Source organism: Streptomyces sp. NPDC007164 (genome assembly GCF_040634135.1).
GTDB lineage: Bacteria > Actinomycetota > Actinomycetes > Streptomycetales > Streptomycetaceae > Streptomyces > Streptomyces sanglieri.
Genome location: NZ_JBEYFB010000079.1, coordinates 1 through 18449, shown reverse-complemented (window position 1 = coordinate 18449; position 18449 = coordinate 1). Strand labels below are relative to the sequence as shown.

Annotated in this window: 19 protein-coding genes and 2 pseudogenes; 11 read left to right on the top strand and 10 right to left on the bottom strand. The window is 66.5% G+C overall.

Going from position 1 to position 18449, the window contains the following annotated elements; translation table 11 throughout:
• Positions 1–454: helix-turn-helix domain-containing protein (locus tag ABZ622_RS39700; protein WP_360551880.1), on the bottom strand; the 454-nt coding region annotated here is incomplete at its 3' end.
• Between ABZ622_RS39700 and ABZ622_RS39695 the strand changes: the two genes are divergently transcribed.
• The 4 genes from ABZ622_RS39695 to ABZ622_RS39680 all read left to right on the top strand — a co-directional run bounded on the left by ABZ622_RS39695 (position 443) and on the right by ABZ622_RS39680 (position 6218).
• Positions 443–934 (top strand): hypothetical protein, encoded by a 492-nt coding sequence (locus ABZ622_RS39695; RefSeq protein ID WP_360551879.1) that lies wholly within the window; start codon positions 443–445, stop codon positions 932–934. The two genes, ABZ622_RS39700 and ABZ622_RS39695, sit on opposite strands and share 12 nt — an antisense overlap.
• A gap of 483 nt (positions 935–1417) precedes the next feature.
• On the top strand, positions 1418–4429 hold the full coding sequence (locus ABZ622_RS39690; protein WP_360551877.1) for an ATP-binding protein: 3012 nt from the start codon (positions 1418–1420) through the stop codon (positions 4427–4429).
• Positions 4426–5628 carry a response regulator gene (locus ABZ622_RS39685; protein WP_360551875.1) on the top strand — a complete coding sequence of 401 codons (1203 nt, stop codon included), beginning with the start codon at positions 4426–4428 and terminating at the stop codon, positions 5626–5628. Before ABZ622_RS39690 ends, ABZ622_RS39685 begins: the two co-directional genes overlap by 4 nt.
• A gap of 464 nt (positions 5629–6092) precedes the next feature.
• Positions 6093–6218: a hypothetical protein gene (locus tag ABZ622_RS39680; protein ID WP_360551874.1), complete on the top strand. Its 126-nt coding sequence runs from the start codon at positions 6093–6095 to the stop codon at positions 6216–6218.
• A 61-nt stretch (positions 6219–6279) separates the two neighbouring features.
• Here ABZ622_RS39680 and ABZ622_RS39675 read toward each other — a convergent pair whose 3' ends face one another.
• A complete protein-coding gene (locus tag ABZ622_RS39675; protein WP_360551872.1) occupies positions 6280–6930 on the bottom strand; it encodes a transposase family protein in 651 nt (216 codons plus the stop codon).
• 132 nt (positions 6931–7062) lie between these two features.
• A complete protein-coding gene (locus tag ABZ622_RS39670; RefSeq protein WP_360551870.1) occupies positions 7063–7563 on the bottom strand; it encodes a hypothetical protein in 501 nt (166 codons plus the stop codon).
• A gap of 241 nt (positions 7564–7804) precedes the next feature.
• Between ABZ622_RS39670 and ABZ622_RS39665 the strand changes: the two genes are divergently transcribed.
• Complete coding sequence (locus ABZ622_RS39665) at positions 7805–8077, top strand: Tn3 family transposase (RefSeq protein WP_360551868.1); 273 nt, start codon at positions 7805–7807, stop codon at positions 8075–8077.
• A 20-nt stretch (positions 8078–8097) separates the two neighbouring features.
• On the opposite strand, the gene ABZ622_RS39660 is transcribed toward ABZ622_RS39665, so the two are convergent.
• Both ABZ622_RS39660 and ABZ622_RS39655 read right to left on the bottom strand, forming a co-directional pair.
• Positions 8098–8979, bottom strand: coding sequence for an SDR family NAD(P)-dependent oxidoreductase (locus tag ABZ622_RS39660; RefSeq protein ID WP_360551866.1), 882 nt, complete (start codon positions 8977–8979; stop codon positions 8098–8100).
• A complete protein-coding gene (locus ABZ622_RS39655) occupies positions 8976–9449 on the bottom strand; it encodes a MarR family transcriptional regulator (RefSeq protein ID WP_360551864.1) in 474 nt (157 codons plus the stop codon). The genes ABZ622_RS39660 and ABZ622_RS39655 overlap by 4 nt, the downstream gene beginning before the upstream one ends.
• A 464-nt stretch (positions 9450–9913) precedes the next feature.
• On the opposite strand from ABZ622_RS39655, the gene ABZ622_RS39650 reads away from it, so the two are divergent.
• Both ABZ622_RS39650 and ABZ622_RS39645 read left to right on the top strand, forming a co-directional pair.
• A complete protein-coding gene (locus ABZ622_RS39650) occupies positions 9914–10204 on the top strand; it encodes a recombinase family protein (RefSeq protein WP_360551862.1) in 291 nt (96 codons plus the stop codon).
• A gap of 17 nt (positions 10205–10221) precedes the next feature.
• On the top strand, positions 10222–10707 hold the full coding sequence (locus ABZ622_RS39645; protein WP_360551860.1) for a recombinase family protein: 486 nt from the start codon (positions 10222–10224) through the stop codon (positions 10705–10707).
• A 134-nt stretch (positions 10708–10841) separates the two neighbouring features.
• On the opposite strand, the gene ABZ622_RS39640 is transcribed toward ABZ622_RS39645, so the two are convergent.
• From ABZ622_RS39640 to ABZ622_RS39630, 3 genes are all read right to left on the bottom strand, one after another.
• Positions 10842–11174, bottom strand: coding sequence for a hypothetical protein (locus ABZ622_RS39640; protein WP_360551858.1), 333 nt, complete (start codon positions 11172–11174; stop codon positions 10842–10844).
• Between the two features lie 75 nt (positions 11175–11249).
• On the bottom strand, positions 11250–11744 hold the full coding sequence (locus tag ABZ622_RS39635) for a MerR family transcriptional regulator (RefSeq protein WP_360551856.1): 495 nt from the start codon (positions 11742–11744) through the stop codon (positions 11250–11252).
• A gap of 61 nt (positions 11745–11805) precedes the next feature.
• Positions 11806–12171, bottom strand: coding sequence for a MerR family transcriptional regulator (locus tag ABZ622_RS39630; protein ID WP_360551854.1), 366 nt, complete (start codon positions 12169–12171; stop codon positions 11806–11808).
• A gap of 62 nt (positions 12172–12233) precedes the next feature.
• Between ABZ622_RS39630 and ABZ622_RS39625 the strand changes: the two genes are divergently transcribed.
• Positions 12234–13553 carry an MFS transporter gene (locus ABZ622_RS39625; protein WP_360551852.1) on the top strand — a complete coding sequence of 440 codons (1320 nt, stop codon included), beginning with the start codon at positions 12234–12236 and terminating at the stop codon, positions 13551–13553.
• Positions 13554–13587: 34 nt separating this feature from the next.
• On the opposite strand, the gene ABZ622_RS39620 is transcribed toward ABZ622_RS39625, so the two are convergent.
• Positions 13588–14220, bottom strand: a complete 633-nt coding sequence (locus tag ABZ622_RS39620; protein ID WP_360551850.1) for a helix-turn-helix domain-containing protein — start codon at positions 14218–14220, stop codon at positions 13588–13590.
• A 148-nt stretch (positions 14221–14368) separates the two neighbouring features.
• Between ABZ622_RS39620 and ABZ622_RS39615 the strand changes: the two genes are divergently transcribed.
• A complete protein-coding gene (locus ABZ622_RS39615) occupies positions 14369–15103 on the top strand; it encodes an SDR family NAD(P)-dependent oxidoreductase (RefSeq protein WP_360551848.1) in 735 nt (244 codons plus the stop codon).
• 326 nt (positions 15104–15429) lie between these two features.
• Positions 15430–16138 (top strand): annotated as a pseudogene (locus ABZ622_RS39610) (IS6 family transposase).
• A 206-nt stretch (positions 16139–16344) separates the two neighbouring features.
• Here ABZ622_RS39610 and ABZ622_RS39605 read toward each other — a convergent pair.
• Entirely contained in the window at positions 16345–17343 is a 999-nt protein-coding gene (locus tag ABZ622_RS39605; RefSeq protein WP_360551846.1) for a hypothetical protein, read from the bottom strand.
• A gap of 496 nt (positions 17344–17839) precedes the next feature.
• Here ABZ622_RS39605 and ABZ622_RS39600 point away from each other — a divergent pair.
• Positions 17840–18356: pseudogene (locus ABZ622_RS39600) on the top strand (IS6 family transposase); the annotation flags it as partial.
• Positions 18357–18449 lie beyond the last annotated feature (93 nt).

The following is an 18449-nucleotide window of genomic DNA, read 5'->3' as shown; positions in this document are numbered from 1 at the left end:
CCACGGTCGACCTGTCGATGCCGAGGTCGGTCGCGGCCTGCTGGTTCGTCCCGCCCTCCGCGCAGCGCAGCACGATCCTGGCTCGCAACGCGAGGAACTGTGCGGTCTTCGCCCGCCGTGCCCACTGGGTCAGCTGCCGCCGCTCGGCATCGTCCAGGACCAAGTCGGCCTTGGGCCTGCCGATCCGGCCGGCGTCCTCAAGGCCGGTGATCCTCTCTGCAGCGAAGGCCCGGCGCCACTTGCCCACCGCCTTGGACTGGACGCCAATGACCCGCCCAACGGCCGCGTTTGACGCTCCATCGGCACACGCCAGGATGATCCGCGCCTTCTCGGCCAAGTGCCGGTCCGACAACCCTGACCGGCGTACCAACTCAGCACGCTCGGCCGCGGACAACGTGATCGGTACGGCAGAAGGCCCCGGATGCGACATGCCAACAGGGTAGTGACTAACCATCAGAATTTCTGGCGCATCACACTAGATGAGGGCGAGCGGACTGGGCGGATCGACATCGACAGACTGACCGCGGTCCTCACGGAGTTGTACTCGCCCTGGCACGTCCAGCCGGACATGCCGAGAATCGAACGAGCCGTTCCCGGCACCTTCGGGCCAGTCTCCGTTCAGCACCACATCGCGATGTGGAGGGCGCGCCAACAAACAATCCGCCGCCTCCGGCACGAGGAGATCGACGAAACCGAGCTTGACCGAGTACGCGCCGTCTACAGACCGATGTGGGCCGACTACCGGGCCCGTCGACCCGCCATGGCGACCATGGGCGCGGGAGAGTTCGCGGCGTACTTCGCAGAGCCTGACACCATAGAGGGCCGGGCGATCGAGGTGGTCGATGCCTTCGTGGAAACACTCGCCGGCGAACTTGGGCTGATCGAAGCCGCGTCCCATGCTGCAGAGACGGCACGCCTCAAACTGGCGCGCTGACGGTCCCCGAGGCCAATCCGACGCATCCACGCCGGGGAAGCAGACGGCACCGGGTGAGCCTGGATGCCCGTCAGACCTTCGAGATCAACGGCTTGCCCCATTGACGCGCATCTGGTCACACCCCGACGCCACCAGGGAGGGCCACCCAGGGGCGGGGCGGTCTGTCCAGGGTGGGCGAGGCCCAGCGCGGAGCGCCGCCGAAGGCGCCCTTGACTGGCCGGCACGGCCCGCACACTCCATTGCCCGTTCGGCAAGGATCCTGGAGAGGGCAGGCAGCGGCCGGGCCCATGCCCTTCAGGCAGAGCACAACAGCTTCTCCTGGCGAGCGTGCTCGAAAGCAGATTGCTTCTGCGACGGAGCGGGTCATGGGCCGTGCTGGTGGGCAACATAGTTTGTGTCACAAGAAGTTCGGCCTCATCCCTCTGCGCCTCGGCCATACTGTTTCGTCGGGAGCTGACGGTCCAACGGAGGTGGGGTGCGTGCATGACGACCGTTGAGGATGATCAGAGCAGGGCGCGCCTAGGCGTGCTTGAACTTTCCATTGAGGCTCGAGTCTGCGAGGCTGCGCCAGCCTTCGCGCACTTGGACGCTCTGGGACTTCCCGCCCCGAGAGACGGTGCACGAAACGCCATCGCCGCGGCACTGGTACACCAGTCGTACCTCTACGAGAGCCGGGGAGCGCTACCAGGCATCACACAGACCTCCTTGGATGCACTTGGCCGACTGGGCAGCACGTTCCTGTGGAAGACGGCAGCAGTGGAGCGGTACCGCAGGATCGCGAACCCCACCTCCGGGACGATGAGCAAAGACGTCGCCCGGATTGTCGCTACCTTCCCGGCCTGGACCGCACGTCAGGAGTGGCTTAGAAAATCCGCGGCCCTGAGCGTGGGACTCGACAGAGATACGCTTCCGCCGAAGGTCACCACTCTTTTATGCCAACAAATCATCGGTGTGCTGTGCCTGGAAGGCGAGGAGGAAGTAGCCAGACGGCTGCTCGATGGGCACCTGGCCACGCAGCAGCGCGAGATCGCATCCGGCATCACCGACCCGAAAACCACCCTGTATGAGGCTCTGGGCCACGCAGCGTTGACCTGGGAGTACGAGCGCAGTGGTCCCGATCACTCCCCTGTGTTCCAGGCCGTCGTCGCTGACACGCGTCGGCGGACCGGCGAGGGAAGAGGCAGCAACAAGAAGACCGCCGCGCAGCTGGCAGCGCTCGACTTCCTACAACAGCACGTACCTCAGGTCCTTACGGTGCGGGATACCGCTGCCTCACCACCTCTGCCCGCCCAGGAGATTTCCACATCGCATGCCCATGTAGGTACCGTGCGGCGCCTTGAGACGCTCTTTTCCCTTCCTGAGACGTCACGCCCCTTGCTCTCCCAAGCACTCGTACACGCGTCATGGGCGTACGAAAACGGCCACCAGATGGAGAGATATCGTCAGCAGGACTACCAGGCCCTGGCCTACCTGGGGGCGCAGATACTCGGCTACGAGCATCTGCTCGCCACTGCACGACGCATTGTCGTGGCTCCCCCTGCCGAATTCGCTTTCATTACTCTCCCCAACGACGTGTACAACACCGCCTTCCACGAGGTCGGGTTGGCATCAGGGCTGCTCCTCGGGGCGGGCCAGCGAGCACTCGGCGTACCCCTGGAGATTGGGGCCGACTCGTTCCAAGCCGTGATTGGCGCAGTCTCCGAGGCAGGGGACTTTCAGGGATCGCTGGCCGACCGCTGGCCGCAAGAGTGGTCGACGATATGGCAGTTGGTGGCACCGAGCGCACCACGACCGGTCGAACCCACGACGCGCCTGGGCCGCACGGCCAGCATCATGAAGCTCCCCGTGACCTACGAGCACAAGATCACAGGGCCGGACCACCTGCAACGGTTCACGGCGGTCGCCGTTCTGCACAGCAAGGCGCTGGGCGTCACCCTCAGAACGCAGGGCGCTGCCGTTCCGGGCAAGGTACCCGCGAAGCACAGCGCGTCATTGGCTGTGCTCCGTGTCCTTGACCGACTCGCCGACGGATCCCCGGCCCGGTCCTTTGACGGCGCCAAGGAAGAGGACCGCTCCCTCGCCCGGCTCCTCCTCGCCCAGCAAGCTTATGTGCTCGATGCCGCGCCGGTTCCAACGCAACGTTGGATCACCGCACGCCTATTCGGGCTTCATCTCGCCCCGGATGCTCCGGCGCTGCTCAAGTGGGCAGTTGGCGTGGATGAGCTTCTGGACCTCGACCTTCCCCTACAACCCGGCAGTCATCTGCGGGACGCGTTCCGGAAGGCCGTCGAGAAGCCCGCGATCCCAGACCCCATCAACACCGTCCTGGCGCGAGCGATAGACACCCTGGAGCGGATCGAGACCCCCGAGAACATCACCACGGCGCATGTACGTCGCCTGGTGCAGTTGTGCGACGTGTACCGGTGCCTCGGTTCCAACGACCCCGACATACTTCTACCCGATCTTGCAGACGACTGGCGGATCCTTCACCGGGGTCGGCTTGAGACCCTGCCGTCGCTTCCTTCTGTCCGGATCTCCGGTCGGGCACGAGCAGTCCTCGATGCCGCACTATCCACCCTCACCTCATGCGGCGGAGGAACCTCCGTCGAAGTACTCTCCGAGCGGCCGCTGCGACTGGGATTCCGGTCGCCTCAACCACCGTCTCTGACCATCCTGGAGGACGTGTGCTCGCTCTGGTCCACGGCCAGCAAAGCGATCACCGTAGAGGCGACCGAACAGGGCATCGACGTGATCGTCGCCATGACGGAGGCCCCGCCCCAACCAGGTCCGATCACCCAAGCCGTCATGACCGCACTCCAACCGAGCCCCGAGCCATACCGGGCAGCTGTGGCAGATCTCCTGCACGATCTCAAGAACCAACTTGTCGCCGCCCGCCTCGCCGACTCCCAATCCGCTGAGAGCCGCACGGCACGGCTGCAGCAACAACTCGCCGCGAGCCGACACCTCGACGAGGCACACACCCTCGCTCTCCGCCTTCGTGCAGCAACTTCGATGCTCACGTCAGCGAATACCGAGAGCATCGAGCTAGGAGCCTTCCTTCGCCATTACGCCGGATCAGTCCTCACCCGACTACCTGCCAACATCTCGCTGTCCGTTCCCACGGCCAGGAGCACAGTCCACGTCGCACTGGGCACACGAGCCCTGACCGCTATCTTCGACAACTTGATCGGCAACGCGATCGAAGCGCTGCGCAACGGCGGGGCCATCACCCTGGATTGGACAGCCGATGACTACGAAGCCGCCGTCGAAATCTCCGACGACGGACCCGGGCTTCCCTCGGACATCGCCGCCGCCCTGAACTCAGGCAAGCGAATCCGCAGCACCAAACCCGGAGGCAACGGCCTCGGCCTGCTCGGAGTCCGCTCGCTTCTCGCCAAGGTTGGCGGACAACTCAGCCTCATAGCCACGCCCTCCGGCACCGCGTGGCTCACCACCCTGCCGCTCGCTACCCCTACGCCAACGGAGTCTGCATGACCCAGCGACTGGCCAACCTGCGAATCCTCGTTGCCGACGACCAAATGGACGTGGCCCGTACTCTGTGCCGGCCACTGCACAAGGAAGGTGCCCGCCTGCGCTTCGCTGCGAACGGCTGCACCGCCCTGCAGGAGATCGACACCCACCCGTTCGACCTCCTGCTGATCGATATGAAGATGCCGCCCGAGGAATGGGGTGGCTTGTGGCTGCTACGGCAGCTCAAAGAACAGAAGTGCCGCATTCCCAGCCTCGTACTGTCCGGCGAAGGCTCTAAGCAGCAGGTCATCGAGGCGCTCCGCCTCGATGCAGTCGACTGGGTCGTCAAGGACACCGCCGGAGAAGAACTGCTGGACCGATGCGCAGCGACTGTCACCGATCGCTTGGGCGAATCCCTGGAACGCGCCGCCCACCGCCTACCGACTCCCCTGGCCAATCGCTTTGCCAGGTATGCCCGAGCCACCGATCCTGACAAGAAGATCCGCGAGGGCCTGCATACGCTTGAGTCGATACTGCGCTTCACCGCCGTTCTGGGACTCAGCAGCACCCCGCCCACACCGCTACGGGGGATCACGCCGGATCGGCTGGCAGCCCCGAGCATGGGCACCTGGTTCGACATCTGCACCGCTCTCGCGAGCCTGCCCGATGCAGGCAACGATTTCCGGCGAGTACATTCCTGGATCACCCCCGAGCGCGCTGATCACCAACCGGTACAGAGCCTCATCTCCGTACGCAATGCCCTGGCACACGGCCGGGACACGCCCACAGCGGACCAGGCCGACCAACTCGACAGACTGCTGCGCCGAATCGCACATCGTGCAGCATCCTCCTGGTGCGCCGATCTCGCAGTGCCCACCTCCATGACCTACGACGGGGCCCGATACACCCTTGAGGTACTCACACTTCAAGGGGTCGGAAAGCCGACCCCCAACACGGTATCGACCGCTGCACCGGTGATCACAGGACAGCCGATCCTCGCGTCCCGCGAAGACACCCCGCTGTCCTTGGCCCCGTGGCTGCTGGCCCACACGGAACCTGCCACAGGCACCGTACGCTGCCTGCAATTCGACGGCCTTCAACGTACAAAGGAGGGTCTGACGCCTGAAACTCCCTTCCGGTACGCGCGAACAGATGACGGCAGCGGTCTCCCGGTCGTCCACCACTCTCAAGCGCATTGGCTGACCCTGTCCCGGTGGACATAACCCCAGCCGGGGCCTCGGGCCGGAGCCTTGGCTGCTCAAGTTCGGCACTAACGATGTTCGATGCCACAACCCTTAACGTCTCATCCCGGTGGCAGCCACGGTCGCGCGGTCCGTGGATCCGGTTGTCGGTCACTGCGGGCACAGAGCCAACCCGCAATTGAAGGGGGCGTTGACCGGGCCGCAACAGCTCAGGCCACGAGCCTGGCGGGTTAGATTCACTCCAGGCCGTCGTCCGTCGCCGTGGAGTCAACAGGATCGTGTCCCTCTCGGCACCGCAGCTGCCCACGCCGCCACAGCCCAGCGGCGCAGACCGTACGCCTTTCCTCGGCCGCCAGAGCCCCTACGGACCTCACCACCACCGAGCCCCGAATACGGCCATACCCGACAGGGCTTCCCCAGGAGGCGGTAGCGGCGGAGCCCTGACAGGCCACACCTGACGCATCGCCACTTGCCCAAACAGACACATGACGGCCAATCAGAACCAGTTGCCGGCCGGGCGGGAGGCGCTGCGTGAGCTGGCACGGATCGAAGCCAACGCCTACCCGTGGCCGTTCGACGCCGACGGCCGCTGGAGGGGACTCGAGGAATAGTCAAGACCTGTGGATCGGAAGGCCTGTCACGAATGAGAACTTTTCATCCTGATTTCGCAGGTCAGGGGGCTGGTGTGGGGCGGGAGTGGCGGTTCGCTTCCTTCTCGGCGGCGGTGAGTTTGTGGCTCTTCGTGGCCTTGCGGCCGGTGATGATCACGGGGTGGTCGTCGGGGTCGTCGTCCAGGCCGACGAAGCCGAGGTCGGCCAGAGCGCCGAGGCCGGCCTCGCGGAGGTGTGCGGTGATCTTGTCGTGGCGGGCGGTGGTGATCTCGCTGGACCGGCCGGGCCGGGCGGAGGAGATCCAGATCAGGTTGCCCTTCTCGTCGGTCAGCGCGAGAAACAGCAGGCCATGGGACTTGTGCTTGCCGCGGTAGTTCTTGCGGTTCTCCGTTCCGGTGCGGCGTCGGGTGCGGATCAGGGTGCCGTCGAGCAGGACGACGACTCCGCCCTTCTTGGCGATCTTCTTGCATGCGCGGTCCAGGCGCGGGGCGCGGGCGGCCAGCAGACGCAGGACTTCCTGGACCCAGCGGCGCACGGTGGAGGCGGAGATCTGGTTGCCTCCGGCCATGTCGGAAAGCCGCTGGTCATGGCGGAGGACAGCGAGCACGATCAATGCCTGGGTGCCGGGAGTGACCTTGCGCCAGCGGGTGCCCAGCCGATTGCGTTCACGGCGTATCAGGTCACCGACGAGGTCGAGGGTCCGCTTCGACACGGGAAGCTGAACCTGGTAGACAGCATGCTGAGAGCCCTCGGCGGGCTGGTTTTTCGTCACAGATTCACCAACACCCGCCGGGGGCCCTCGTGTTACGGCAGGAATCAGCCGGTCAGCCGTCGTACCGGCCGGTCAGCGGGGAAGGTAGCGGCCCGCTCCGGTGCGGGTCAGCCAGCCCCGGTCGGCGAGTTTGCGCAACTGCCCTCGGACCGGCTCGACCTTCCCCGGCGTGAGCTCACAACCCAGCGCCCCCGCAACGTCCTTGGCCATCACCGGCCCGTCCGCGTCGGCCACGATCTCCATGATCCGCCGATACTCCGAGGCCAGGACCTCCACCCCCATACTCTCAGCCCGGTCCGGAACCAGCCGCATCCCACCCGCACCCGGACCGGCCACCACCCTCACCGGCTCCGGCTCCGGCTCCGGCTCCGGCTCCGGCTCCGGCTCCGGCGGCACGATGCCCGACGACCGCCGCCCGCAGTCGGTCTCCTCGGCCCACTGCCCGAACACCACCTCGGCAGCCTCCAGCCGGGCCACCTGCGCCTCGATCTCGGCCAGCTCCATGCGCAGCAGCTCAGTACGCTCCTCCAGCTGAAACCGCTGTTCCATCGTCCACGTCAGCACGTCCGCCATCCCTGCTCCCCTCCCGGACCAGCTCTCCGAGACGGAGCGTACGAAGAAGCGGCCGTCGGCACCGGGCGCTCGGGAAAACAGACCCGTGACGGACGATCACCTGGTAACGATCTCGCCCCCGACCAGCCCGAGCAGCACCACCCGCACTCACACCAGCGCCGCTGACCAGCAACTTTCAGGATGGTGGATCTTCATTTCGCGACATCGCCGGCCGCACCGTCACAACCGCAGAGAACCAGACGTGATCTTCAACCACGGGCGCGGCCACCGATTCTCGAAGTTCAGAGAACACGTCAATACGCTGCTGCTCCAGCAGGTCCTGGCCGAGCCAAAATGGGCGGACAAGCTCACCGACGCGGACCGCAGGGCGCTCTCCCCGCTGTTCTGGACCCACGTGAATCCGTACGGCCGGTTCGAGCTGGACATGAACAGCCGCCTCGATCTGGACCTGTCCCGGGCTACGGTGCCCGGCCCGCGTACCCCGCAGGACGAGGCAGCCGCGACCCTGGCGTGACAACCGGTTCCGGGCCGGCCCTACCTCGTGAGCGGCTCGACTCCGAGGAGGGCTGCGGTTTTGGTGTAGACGGTCCGGGCGAGAGCGTCGTTCAGGGCCAGGCGCGAAGGGGTGTCCGGCTGGGACTCGCTGAAGAATCCGCCGCTGGGGCGCGGTGCGGGCGAGGCGCTGGCGAGCCAGACTGGGGTCTGCACACCTTCGTCCGGGGTGATGGCGAACGGACGGAACAGCGGGGCGGTCAGCCGCATCAGACCGCCGGCGTTGCTGTTTATCGCGGTGCCCTTGACCATGCCGGGATTGGCGTTGTACAGGCTCATGCCGTCGGGCAGGCGGTGTGCGAGTTCTCGCGCGGCCAGGAGGCTGACGAGTTTGCTCGTCGCGTAGACGTTGATCTGGTTGTAGAAGCGCTTGCTCCACGATGTTCCCGCGACATCCGGATCGGTGGCATCGAGCCTGCCACGCTTTTCCACGAACGAGGACATGTTGATGATCCGCGCTTCGAGCGTGAGTACTCCCTCGGCCAGAAGGGCGTGGGTGAGTAGGAACGGGGCGTGGTGATTGAGTGCGTAGGTGCGTTCCACGCCGTCCGGCGTCTGCTCGTACCGAGGGAACGCCGCTCCTGCGTTGTTGACGAGGACGTCCACCGGGTGTCTGTCGGCGGCCAGTTGCGCTGCCAGTTCCTGTACCTGCGACCGCTGTTCCAGGTCAGCGGTGTACGTCCTCGGCGGTGCCGCTTCACTGCCCGCAGGGGCCAGGCCGCGTAGGCTGTCGGCGGCGGCCCGGGTGCGCGTCGCGTCCCGGCCGACGAGGACGACGCTCTGACCGGCCTTGATCAGGTGGCGTGCCGTCACCAGGCCCAGGCCCGAGGCTCCGCCCGTGATGACCGCGATCCCGCTGCTCATTGCTGCTCCTCTTTCACGGTGTCCTTGACGCTGGCGGCCTCACCTGCCGGGCGGAGGCCGTCGATCACTTCGCGGAGAAGCGTGTGCAGGCGCAGCCTGCTCTCGTGGTCGAGGAGGGCGAAGGGTGAGTGCTCGGTGGTGTGCTGGATGACGCGATCGCGCAGCGCGCATCCCTCGGGGGTGAGCTGGATGACTTTCGCGCGGCGGTCGGTGGGGTGGGGCACGCGGCGGACCAGGCCGCGCTTCTCCAGCCGGTCAATCATCGACGTCGCGGTTGAGGCGTCGCACTGCAAGAGGTCGGCCAGACGGCGCGCGGTCATCTCCCGCCCGCGACTCAGCCTCCACAGCGCATCGGTCTGAGTGTCAGTCAGCCCCGCTTCCCGGGCCAGGTCTCTGAGCTCGGTATGCACCTGGGTGCGGATTGCGAACAGGTAGTCGTGAAGCTCTTCGGTCAGCTGCCGATCATCCATGACCACATAGTACATGGATAATCCAATCATTGGAAAATCCATGTACTATGTGAGCCCCGCCAGCGTGGCGGACTGGCCCGCCGTGACGCTCAAGCCACCCCGCCCTGTCGACTCCTGGATGCAAGTGGCCCGACTCCTAGAAATGACCCTTTCCCGGATCAAGATCAAGAACAGTCGGCGGGAGCCGTCCAGGTCGCGGATTCATTGCCACAACTCGTTCTCACTCAAAAGTGGAACCAGGCGTGTTCTGGGAAATGTTTGTGACAGCATCCAGGGTCATGACGGAACCTCAGGCCGCACTCACGTCCGAAGCGGGCGACGTCGAGCGCCACCCCTGCCCACGCTGTAACGCTCAGCCAGGCTCACCCTGCCGCTCACCCTGCCGCTCGCGCTCCGGCGCGAGCGGCAGGAACTACCACACCGGCCGATTCACCAAGGTGCCCCGGATCGCGAAACTCCTGCGCGTGCCCACCCCCGCTGACCGCGGGCCCGGCCAGCCGTGGCGGCCCGACACCCCGGCGCCCGCGCCCGTCGCCCCGGACACCCCTAGCGCCGACATCCGCATCGGATACGCCCGCTGCTCGACCCTCACCCAGGAACTCCAGACACAGCTCGACGCACTCGCAGCCAAGCGCATCCCCCGGGACAAGATCTTCTCGGAGAAGATCAGCACCCGGGTGCGGGTCCGCCCTCAGTTTGAGGCAGCCCTCGCCGCCGCCCGGGAGATCAAGGCCCACGCACCGCACTGTCGTTGATCTTTACGGTGTACGAGATGAAGCGTCTCGGGCGGGACGCCGCAGAGCTGACAGCCCTGGCCGACCACCTCACCGCCCACGGCCTGGTACTGGAGATGCTCGCCGGGCCTCTGCAGGGGATGTACGACCCCAGCGGTCCCGGACGCCTCCTGTTCGGGTTCTTCGCCGCGATGGCCGAGACCGAGCGAGAGAGCATCCGCGAGGCCACTCTCAAAGGACTCGACACTGCGGCCCGCAAAGGCAACCACGGCGGCCGGCCCTCGGTCATCACCGACGACATGCTGCACACCGTGCTCCGCCGCCGCGTGAACGGCGAGACCGTCGAGGACATCCAGCCCGACCTGCTCATCCCCACCGGCCGCCGCAAGGGACAGAGCCCCAGCCTCTCCAGCATCTACCGGGCGCTCGCCGAGCATGAGAAGGCCCGGGCGTACTCAGAGGCCGTCGAGACCGCACACGCCGACTTCGTCGCCCTCCAACAGCGCGAACACAGCCCCAAGTAGTTACTCAGCGCTACACGCCACCTGGCGGTAGCTATACGAGAACAGGGCCGAATCGAGGGAGGGACGACCGGAACCGTGTGCGTGTTACTGAGCGGTCGGGGCGGCTACTTGGTCGCTTCCGCCGCCCGGAAGCCTCACGCGGTGTTCGGGCCCCCTGCGAACGCGAGTGATCCGAGAAAGCGCGTCTGCTCGTGTTCCACCGTGGCGTCCAGCTCGCCCATGGCCTCCAGAGCGCGGGGATCACTGAGCGTCATGGCACCGAGTGCGCGCTCCAGGTGGCCCTGGTCCTCGATCTCGCACAGGTTGAATGCCTCGTACAGCGGCCCGACCTGCGTCACCGTGCCCGCGACCAGCGAGATGCCCTGCGATTCGAAGAGTTCGCGGATGGTCACCATGGCGGCTTCGTAGCGCGCCAGATTCGCGAAACCGTACTTGAGCTGGAGCTGCGCCAGCATGTAGCTGCTCATCTGTCTGCCTTTCCTGCGGGTCCCGTCGGGACTTTCACCAGGAAGGTAGACGTTCACACTGGCGTGAAGGGCAAGTCAGCTGTTGTCGGTCACCGCGTTCAGTACGGCTTCCAGGCCGGTCAGCTTGGCGTGCAGTTCTTCCGCTTCACGTGAGAGTTCGGCGTGCCGCGTACGCAGTAGAGCCTCGACCCGGGGCGCGGAGTCGGGGAGTTTCCACCCCTGGACCACCGTACGGATCAGGTCGCTCGGCAGGCCCACGCCGTACAGACGCTGGATGAACCCGACACAGTCGGCGTCTTTGGCCTGGTACCTGCGGTGCCCCACGGCGTTGCGCGACGGGAGCAGGAGACCTTGCTCCTCGTAGTACCGCAGTGACCGCGTGCTCACTTGGCACCGGTGAGCGAGTTCACTGATCGACAGCGACACAGGGTTCGAATCGGGGTTCCACTCGGGGCCCGACTCGGAGGTCGATTCGAGGCTGTGCGCCGGCCTGCCCCCGCGCGGCGAGACGGCCCTTGGAGACGCCGCAGCGCCATCACTGGATGGGTCATTCGAGGCATGGGAACGCATAGTGAACTCTAGCCCCCTCTCGACTGGTGCCGTCGGGCATGCCGGTCGGGCGAGTGCGGGCTCAATCCGCCGCGAGACGTGCTTCAGCCAAGTAGGCCTGGATGGCGTCGCGGTGCCTGGCGAGGATGTCGATCCTGCTCTGAATGTTCTCCAGCTCGCGGGCCAGGCTGGCGGCGAGTTCCGTGTCCACCTTCGCCCGCAGCGACTCCCCCGCCCCGGTGAAACAGCAGCCGATGTCCTTGATGGCCTCGGTGCCGAGGCCGGACCTGAGCAGGTCGCGAACCCGCTCGGCGCATACGAGGGACTCCTCGGAGTATTCCCGGTAGCCGTTGGGGAGACGACGGGGGTGAAGCAGGCCCAGCTGCTCGTAATAGCGCAGCGAGCGGCTGCTGATCCCGGTGTGCTGAGACAGCTCACTGATCTTCAAGCCGCATCCTGTTCTCCGTCGTCTTGACCTTGACATCGGTGTGAAAGTTTACCGCTCCAGCCGTGAACAACCTTGTCAAAACGACGTCATCTCTCCGGTCCGGGCGTGCCGCCCTGGCCGTGCTGTTCCTGGCCGGCTTCATGTCGATCACGACTGAGACGCTGCCCATGGGGTTGCTGCCCCAGGTGAGCGGTGGCCTCGGCGTCTCGGAGTTGCGGGCCGGCCTGCTGGTGGCCCTGTACGCCTTCATCATCATGGTGGTGACGCTGCCGATCACGGCCCGAACCGCGCACTGGCCGCAGCGGCGTCTGCTCCTCGTCATCATGGCCGTGTTCGTGCTGAGCAATCCGCTGCTCGCCGCGGCCCCTTCCTACGCTGTGGCTGTCGTCGCCCGTATGATCGCCGCTTCGACGCACGGGGTCCTCTGGTCGGTCCTACCCGTTTACGCCACCCGCCTCGTCCCCCCGGAGCGGGCGGGCCGCGCCGTCGCCATCGTATTCGCGAGCAACTCCGCCGCGCTGGCCTTCGGCGTGCCGCTGGGAACCACGGTCGGCAACGCACTGGGCTGGCGCAGTGCCTTCGTCCTGCTCGCCGCGGTGGCCGCACTCGCCCTCATCCCCGCGCCACTCCTGCTGCCTGAGGCGTCCGGCCCGCCGGCGACGCGGGTCACGGCCCTGGCCGCCTTCAAACTCCCGGGCGTGCTCACCGTCACCGTCGCCACGACCTTGGTCATGCTCGGCCACTTCATCCTCTACTCCTACATCTCGCCCTACTTGCGGCACATCGGCGTCAGCTCGGCAGCGGCAGGCCCGGCGCTGCTCGCCTTCGGACTCGCGGGAGTTGTCGGAGTGTGGACCACCGGCGTACTGGTCGATCGCCGTCCCCGCGGCGCGACCCTGCTCTTCGCCGGCGCGATGGCACTGGTCTTCGCGGCGTTGGCCACCACGGGCAGGACCACGTTCGTGAGTCTCGTCCTGATCGTCGTATGGGGCCTGCCCTTCGCGGGTCTGCCCACGCTCTTGCAGTCCACCGCGCTCACGGCCGCACCGCAGGCCCAGGCCGCGGTGTCCGCGCTGTACGTCATCGGCGTCAACTTCAGTATCGGCGGCGGTTCCATCGCGGGCGGGCAGGTACTGGACCGTCTGGGAGTGGCGTCCTTGCCGCTACTCGCCGCCGTGCCCGCGGCCGCGGCGTGGTTCATCATCGTCGGCGCCCGCCGCCATGCCTTCCCCCGACGTCCGATCGCCAGTGCCGGCGCCCGGCCGGAACAGGACAGCGGCGACAGCGTGCCCCGCGAGGCGGACGAGGCGTCACTCAACCGTGCTCTGGGGTGGGGACGGCACACGGCCCGGCAGGAAGTAGCCGGCCACGAGATGGAGTGAGACGTCCTTGCGCTCCCTGAGGCGTCCGCTCCTGCTACGGCGTGCCGGCGAGCCTGCCCATCACGTCGTACATCTGCTGCGGGGTCAGAGGGGCGACGGAAGGCGGCCCTTGCGCTGTTTCCGTGCTCAGGCCGTCAAGCAGGAAGGCGACTTGGCGACGCCAGGCATCGGGCGCAGTGTCCGCGACTGCGCGAGCGAGCAGAGCGTTGGTGCCGAAGAAGAGCAGGAGGTCCTCGCAGGTGAAGTCCGGGCGGATGGCGCCGGCCAGCCGGGCTCGCTCGATGATCCGTGTGGCGGCGTCCTGTGCCCGGCCGCAGATGGCCATCAGGCACTCGGCAGCCGGATAGCGTCCGCTGACGACGTCGGCGACCGCGGGATCGGTGGCCTGCAGTTCACAGACCTTCTCGACGTAGTACGCGAACCCCTCCCCGGCCTCCTCGAAGGACAGGGCGTGCTCGGCGGCTTTGCCGAGACGGTCTGCGGCCAGGCCGGCCACCACTTCGTCGATGAGCGCCTCGCGTGTGCCGAAGAGGTTGTAGAGAGTGCCGTGACTGACACCGGCCCGGCGGGCGATTTCTTTCAGGGGCACCTTGAGGCCGCGCTCTTGGAAGAGCTCGGCGGCGGCTGCCCGCAGTTTCTCCGCGTTCCGTTGCGCGTCGGCCCGCATCAGGTCGTTCCTCCCGGCTCTGGCATTGCGGCCTCCATGGTCGCATTCCCCACGAGATTAACTTGACCCCTGGGTCAAGTCACATGTTACCGTCGGCAGGCAAGTTGACCCACGGGTCAAGAACGCTGGCATGGCAAGGAGTAGTCCTATGTCCAAAGTGATCGCCGTTTTTGGTGCCGGTACCGGTCTGGGGGTGTCCGTGGCCCGCCGCTTCGGGCGTGAAGGTTTCCGGGTCGCGTTGGTGGCCCGCCGCAAGGACCGGCTGGACGCTCTCGTCGAGGTCCTCGCCGGTGAAGGCATTGAGGCGGTCGCGTTCTCCGCCGATCTTTCCAAGCCCGCCGAGGTGCCCGCTCTCGTCGAGGCGATCCGTGACCGCTTCGGCCGGATCGACGTGGTCGAGTACGGGCCGATCAGCGGCGACAAGGGCTTCACCCCGGCCGCCGAGCTGGACGCGGCCACCCTGGAGGGCCTGACCCCGCTGCTGCTGTTCACCCCGGTCGAGGTGGTCCGGGCTGTGCTGCCGGAGTGGACCGAGCGCGGCGAGGGTGCTTTCCTGCTGGCTCAGGGCGTCTCGGCGGCGCAGCCGATGCCCCATCTCAGCGGCCTGGGCCCGGTGATGTCCGCCACCCGTAATTACCTGTACTCCCTCAACGCCGAGCTGGCTGACACGGGGATCTACGTCGGCGCCCTGACCATCGCGTCACTGATCGCCCGCAGTGAGGTGTCCGCGGCGGCCCAGGCCGCCTTCGAGTCGGCCGACGGTCCGCAATTCCCGGTCGTCGACCCGGACGACCTCGCGGAGCACTACTGGAACATGTACACCAAGCGCGACCGCGTCGAGCAGTTCCACCCCGAATCGATGACTCCACAGGCCACTGCGTAGCGCCTGCGACGCTGAGCAGGACGCCGAGGGGCAGGCACTCGCGGGGCGGTGGCGAGTGTCGTGCGGGCTTGAGAGGGCGCCGGCCTTCGACCCGAAAGCTACTGGCAGGTTACTTGTCACCTGGTTCGCCGCTGGTGGGGAGGGAGGCCAGGATCCGCCGCACGAGCCCGCCACGCTGACCGATCCCGCCGTCTGGCGATACCGCTCGTACGCCTCCGACCTGCCCTGGGCGCGAAACAAGCTCCGTGACCGGCACTGTCACGTTGGCTGACAGGGTGGGAGGATCCTCGGGCTGATCACGGTGGAGGGGGTCGTCCGTGGAGGGCATGTCGCCGTCGTACAAGGGGCACCGGTATCCGGTCGAGGTGATCTCGCACTGTGTGTGGCTGTACTTCCGGTTCCCGCTCACTTTCCGTGAGGTCGAGGAGCTGATGCTGGAGCGTGGCGTGATCGTCTCGTACGAGACGGTCCGCCGCTGGTGCGTGAAGTTCGGTCAGCAGTACGCCAACGGACTGCGCCGTCGGCGGCCCCGGCCCGGCGACAAGTGGCATCTGGACGAGGTCTTCGTCAAGATCAACGGTGAGCGGAAGTACCTGTGGCGGGCTGTCGACCAGGACGGCAACATGCTCGACATCCTGGTACAGAGCCGCCGGGACACAGCTGCGGCCAGACGCTTCTTCCGCACGCTGCTGACCAAGACGAGCACCGTGCCACGAGTGATTGTCACGGACAAGCTCCGCTCCTACGGCGCGGCCCACCGCGAGGTCATGCCCTCGGTCGAACACCGCTCCCACAAGGGCCTGAACAACCGGGCCGAGAACAGCCACCAGCCCACCCGCCAGCGCGAACGCGCAATGAAAGGCTTCCGCAGCGTCGGCGCCGCCCAGCGGTTCCTGTCCGCGTTCAGCGGCATCTCACCACTTCCGACCCCACCGCCACCTGATGACCGCCCCCGACCACCGAGCCGAGATGACCATCCGCTTCGCCATCCGGGACCGGATCACCGGCGCCGTCAGCCGGCCCACCACAGCCTGAACACAGGCCCGGACCGCAAGCCCACCATGCCCCGACACACCGTCAGACACCCACACATCCAACAACGTGACAGCGCCCGTGGACAGCGTCGGACGGTTGGAATCCAACCCGGCGATTTGAAGACACGACCTGCGTGTTTGTGCCAAGGCTGGGTGATCTCCGAGACAGTGATCGCGCCGGATCGCCGCGTACAGCTCGACCTTTCGTCAGGCGTTGCGAGCGCTGGCGACGGGGGCTTGGCCGTTCTGGGCCTGCTGTGCCCGTTCCGCCATCATTTTCCCAAGAATCTCCAGCCGTGCGGTCTCGAAGGGCTGTTCCTCGATGCTGATACCGGAGATGATGAGGATGACGGTACCGACACGCAGCATCATCACCTTGTCCTGATGTTTTCCGTCATCAGAAGGCGCCGTCTCTGCCAGGCTTTCGTCTCCGACCCGGGGGACCTCCAATCGGCGACTGGAGGCCCGATTGGCCGCGGACTCGAAAAACGCATGCGCTTCGCTCACGCCGGAGGCGGCAGCCACTTGAAATTTCGCCTCAGCGTCTGAGGTGCCCATGGAGAACGTCACGGTCTCCACATACTTGACCCCCAGGCTCTGGGCCATCCCATTGCCTGCGGTCTCCGGCCCCGACGACAGCTCCCAGCCGCCGGGCAGGCTCAACGGCTCCGGGAGGACCTGGCGTGCCGCACCCGAGCCAAGAGCGGCCACGGACCGTTCCCCCCTCCCATCGTCCGTGACGGCTTGGACGCCGCGGTAGATGCCCAGCGCCACCAGGGCGGCGAACACCAGGGCCACCGCGAGGAGGGAGAACCGGACGTTCCGCGTGTTGTGGGACGTCACCGGACCCAGAGCGATCGTGTTGTTCCTACCGCGCACCGTGCTGTTGTCGAAGGTGACGCTCCCGGAGGTCGACCGGGCGGAGTGGACGTCCACCTCCAGCGCATCGCGCTCAAAGATCGCGGCGATCTGACGGCCGAAGTCCGGATCGCTGTCCACTTCTGCCTGCAGCAGGGACCGGAGTTGGGAACCGGCAGCCGGGTCCTGGGGGTGTTCATCCACCGCCTGCAGCGCCGCCTGACCGCTGCCACTGCGTGTGAGCCGCTCCCGGACTAACTCGATCACCGCCTGACTCGCCCCGGCACCCGCTGCGGTCACCGTCCCGCCAGCCATCTGAGTGAAGAGCTGAATCACCGTCTCGATCACGTTCGTTCCCCCTCGTCATCTGCGCACCAGACTCCATCATCGCCATGAGCACACCATCGGGAAGGAGAACCCCTTTTCTGCAGCCAACTTGGGAAGGCAACGCATGGCAGCAGCAGAAGCAGCCGGGCCTGTGAAGGTGCGGCGGGCGGTCGCGCGGCCACCGTATGGAGCCTGCCGGCAGGGCTGGAGTGGGCAAGCGGCTAACGGTCCATCCCGGATCCGACGTCGTCGTCCTGATTCTCGGCACCGGCAGGTCATCGGCAGTGCGGCATGCCCAGTCTCGGGTGAGACGGACGTGTGCGGTGTGCGGTGCCCGGCTCCCCGGCTCCCCGGACCGGATCGGCCCGGCGCCGGTGCTGCTCCAATGCCTGCCGCGGATGCTGTCACGTTGACTGAGTGGGTGGGGTGATCTTCGGGTTGATCATGGTGGAGGGGGAGTCGTCCGTGGGGAGCGCGTCGCCGTCGTGCAGGGGTCACCGGTACCCGGTCGAGGTGATCTCGCACCGTGTGGCTGTACTTCCGGTTCCCGCTCAGTTTCCGTGAGGTCGAGGAGCTGATGCTGGAGCGTGGCGTGATCGTCTCGTACGAGACGGTCCGCCGCTGGTGCCTGAAGTTCGGTCAGCAGTACGCCAACGGACTGCGCCGCCGGCGGCCCCGGCCCGGCGACAAGTGGCATCTGGACGAGGTCTTCATCAAGATCAACGGTGAGCGGAAGTACCTGTGGCGGGCTGTCGACCAGGACGGCAACATGCTCGACATGCTCGACATCCTCGTACAGAACCGGCGGGACGAGACCGCGGCCAGGCGATTCTTCCGTCGTCCGGTGAAGACGACCCGTACGGTGCCGCGGGTGGCCGTCACGGACAAGCTCCGCTCCTACGGCGCCGCTCACCGCGAGGTCATGCCCTCGCGGTGAGCACCGCTCGCACAAGAGGCTGAACAACCGGGCGGAGAACAGCCACCAGCCCACCCGGCAGCGTGAACGTGCGATGAAAGGCTTCCGCTCCGCCGGGGCTTGTAAAGAATCAACGCGTTGCTTTGCGGGCTCTGGCGCGTTGGTCTGGTATGCACATATCGAGTGAGGTTCGTGATCAACTCGCCCTGAG

Bases quoted from the DNA above. Each gene is read 5' to 3' on its own strand.
- ABZ622_RS39690 (WP_360551877.1), top strand. From the start codon at position 1,418: ATGACGACCGTTGAGGATGATCAGAGCAGGGCGCGCCTAGGCGTGCTT.
- ABZ622_RS39685 (WP_360551875.1), top strand. From the start codon at position 4,426: ATGACCCAGCGACTGGCCAACCTGCGAATCCTCGTTGCCGACGACCAA.
- ABZ622_RS39680 (WP_360551874.1), top strand. From the start codon at position 6,093: ATGACGGCCAATCAGAACCAGTTGCCGGCCGGGCGGGAGGCGCTGCGT.
- ABZ622_RS39670 (WP_360551870.1), bottom strand. From the start codon at position 7,563: ATGGCGGACGTGCTGACGTGGACGATGGAACAGCGGTTTCAGCTGGAG.
- ABZ622_RS39660 (WP_360551866.1), bottom strand. From the start codon at position 8,979: ATGAGCAGCGGGATCGCGGTCATCACGGGCGGAGCCTCGGGCCTGGGC.
- ABZ622_RS39655 (WP_360551864.1), bottom strand. From the start codon at position 9,449: ATGGATGATCGGCAGCTGACCGAAGAGCTTCACGACTACCTGTTCGCA.
- ABZ622_RS39645 (WP_360551860.1), top strand. From the start codon at position 10,222: ATGAAGCGTCTCGGGCGGGACGCCGCAGAGCTGACAGCCCTGGCCGAC.
- ABZ622_RS39640 (WP_360551858.1), bottom strand. From the start codon at position 11,174: ATGAGCAGCTACATGCTGGCGCAGCTCCAGCTCAAGTACGGTTTCGCG.
- ABZ622_RS39635 (WP_360551856.1), bottom strand. From the start codon at position 11,744: ATGCGTTCCCATGCCTCGAATGACCCATCCAGTGATGGCGCTGCGGCG.
- ABZ622_RS39620 (WP_360551850.1), bottom strand. From the start codon at position 14,220: ATGCGGGCCGACGCGCAACGGAACGCGGAGAAACTGCGGGCAGCCGCC.
- ABZ622_RS39615 (WP_360551848.1), top strand. From the start codon at position 14,369: ATGTCCAAAGTGATCGCCGTTTTTGGTGCCGGTACCGGTCTGGGGGTG.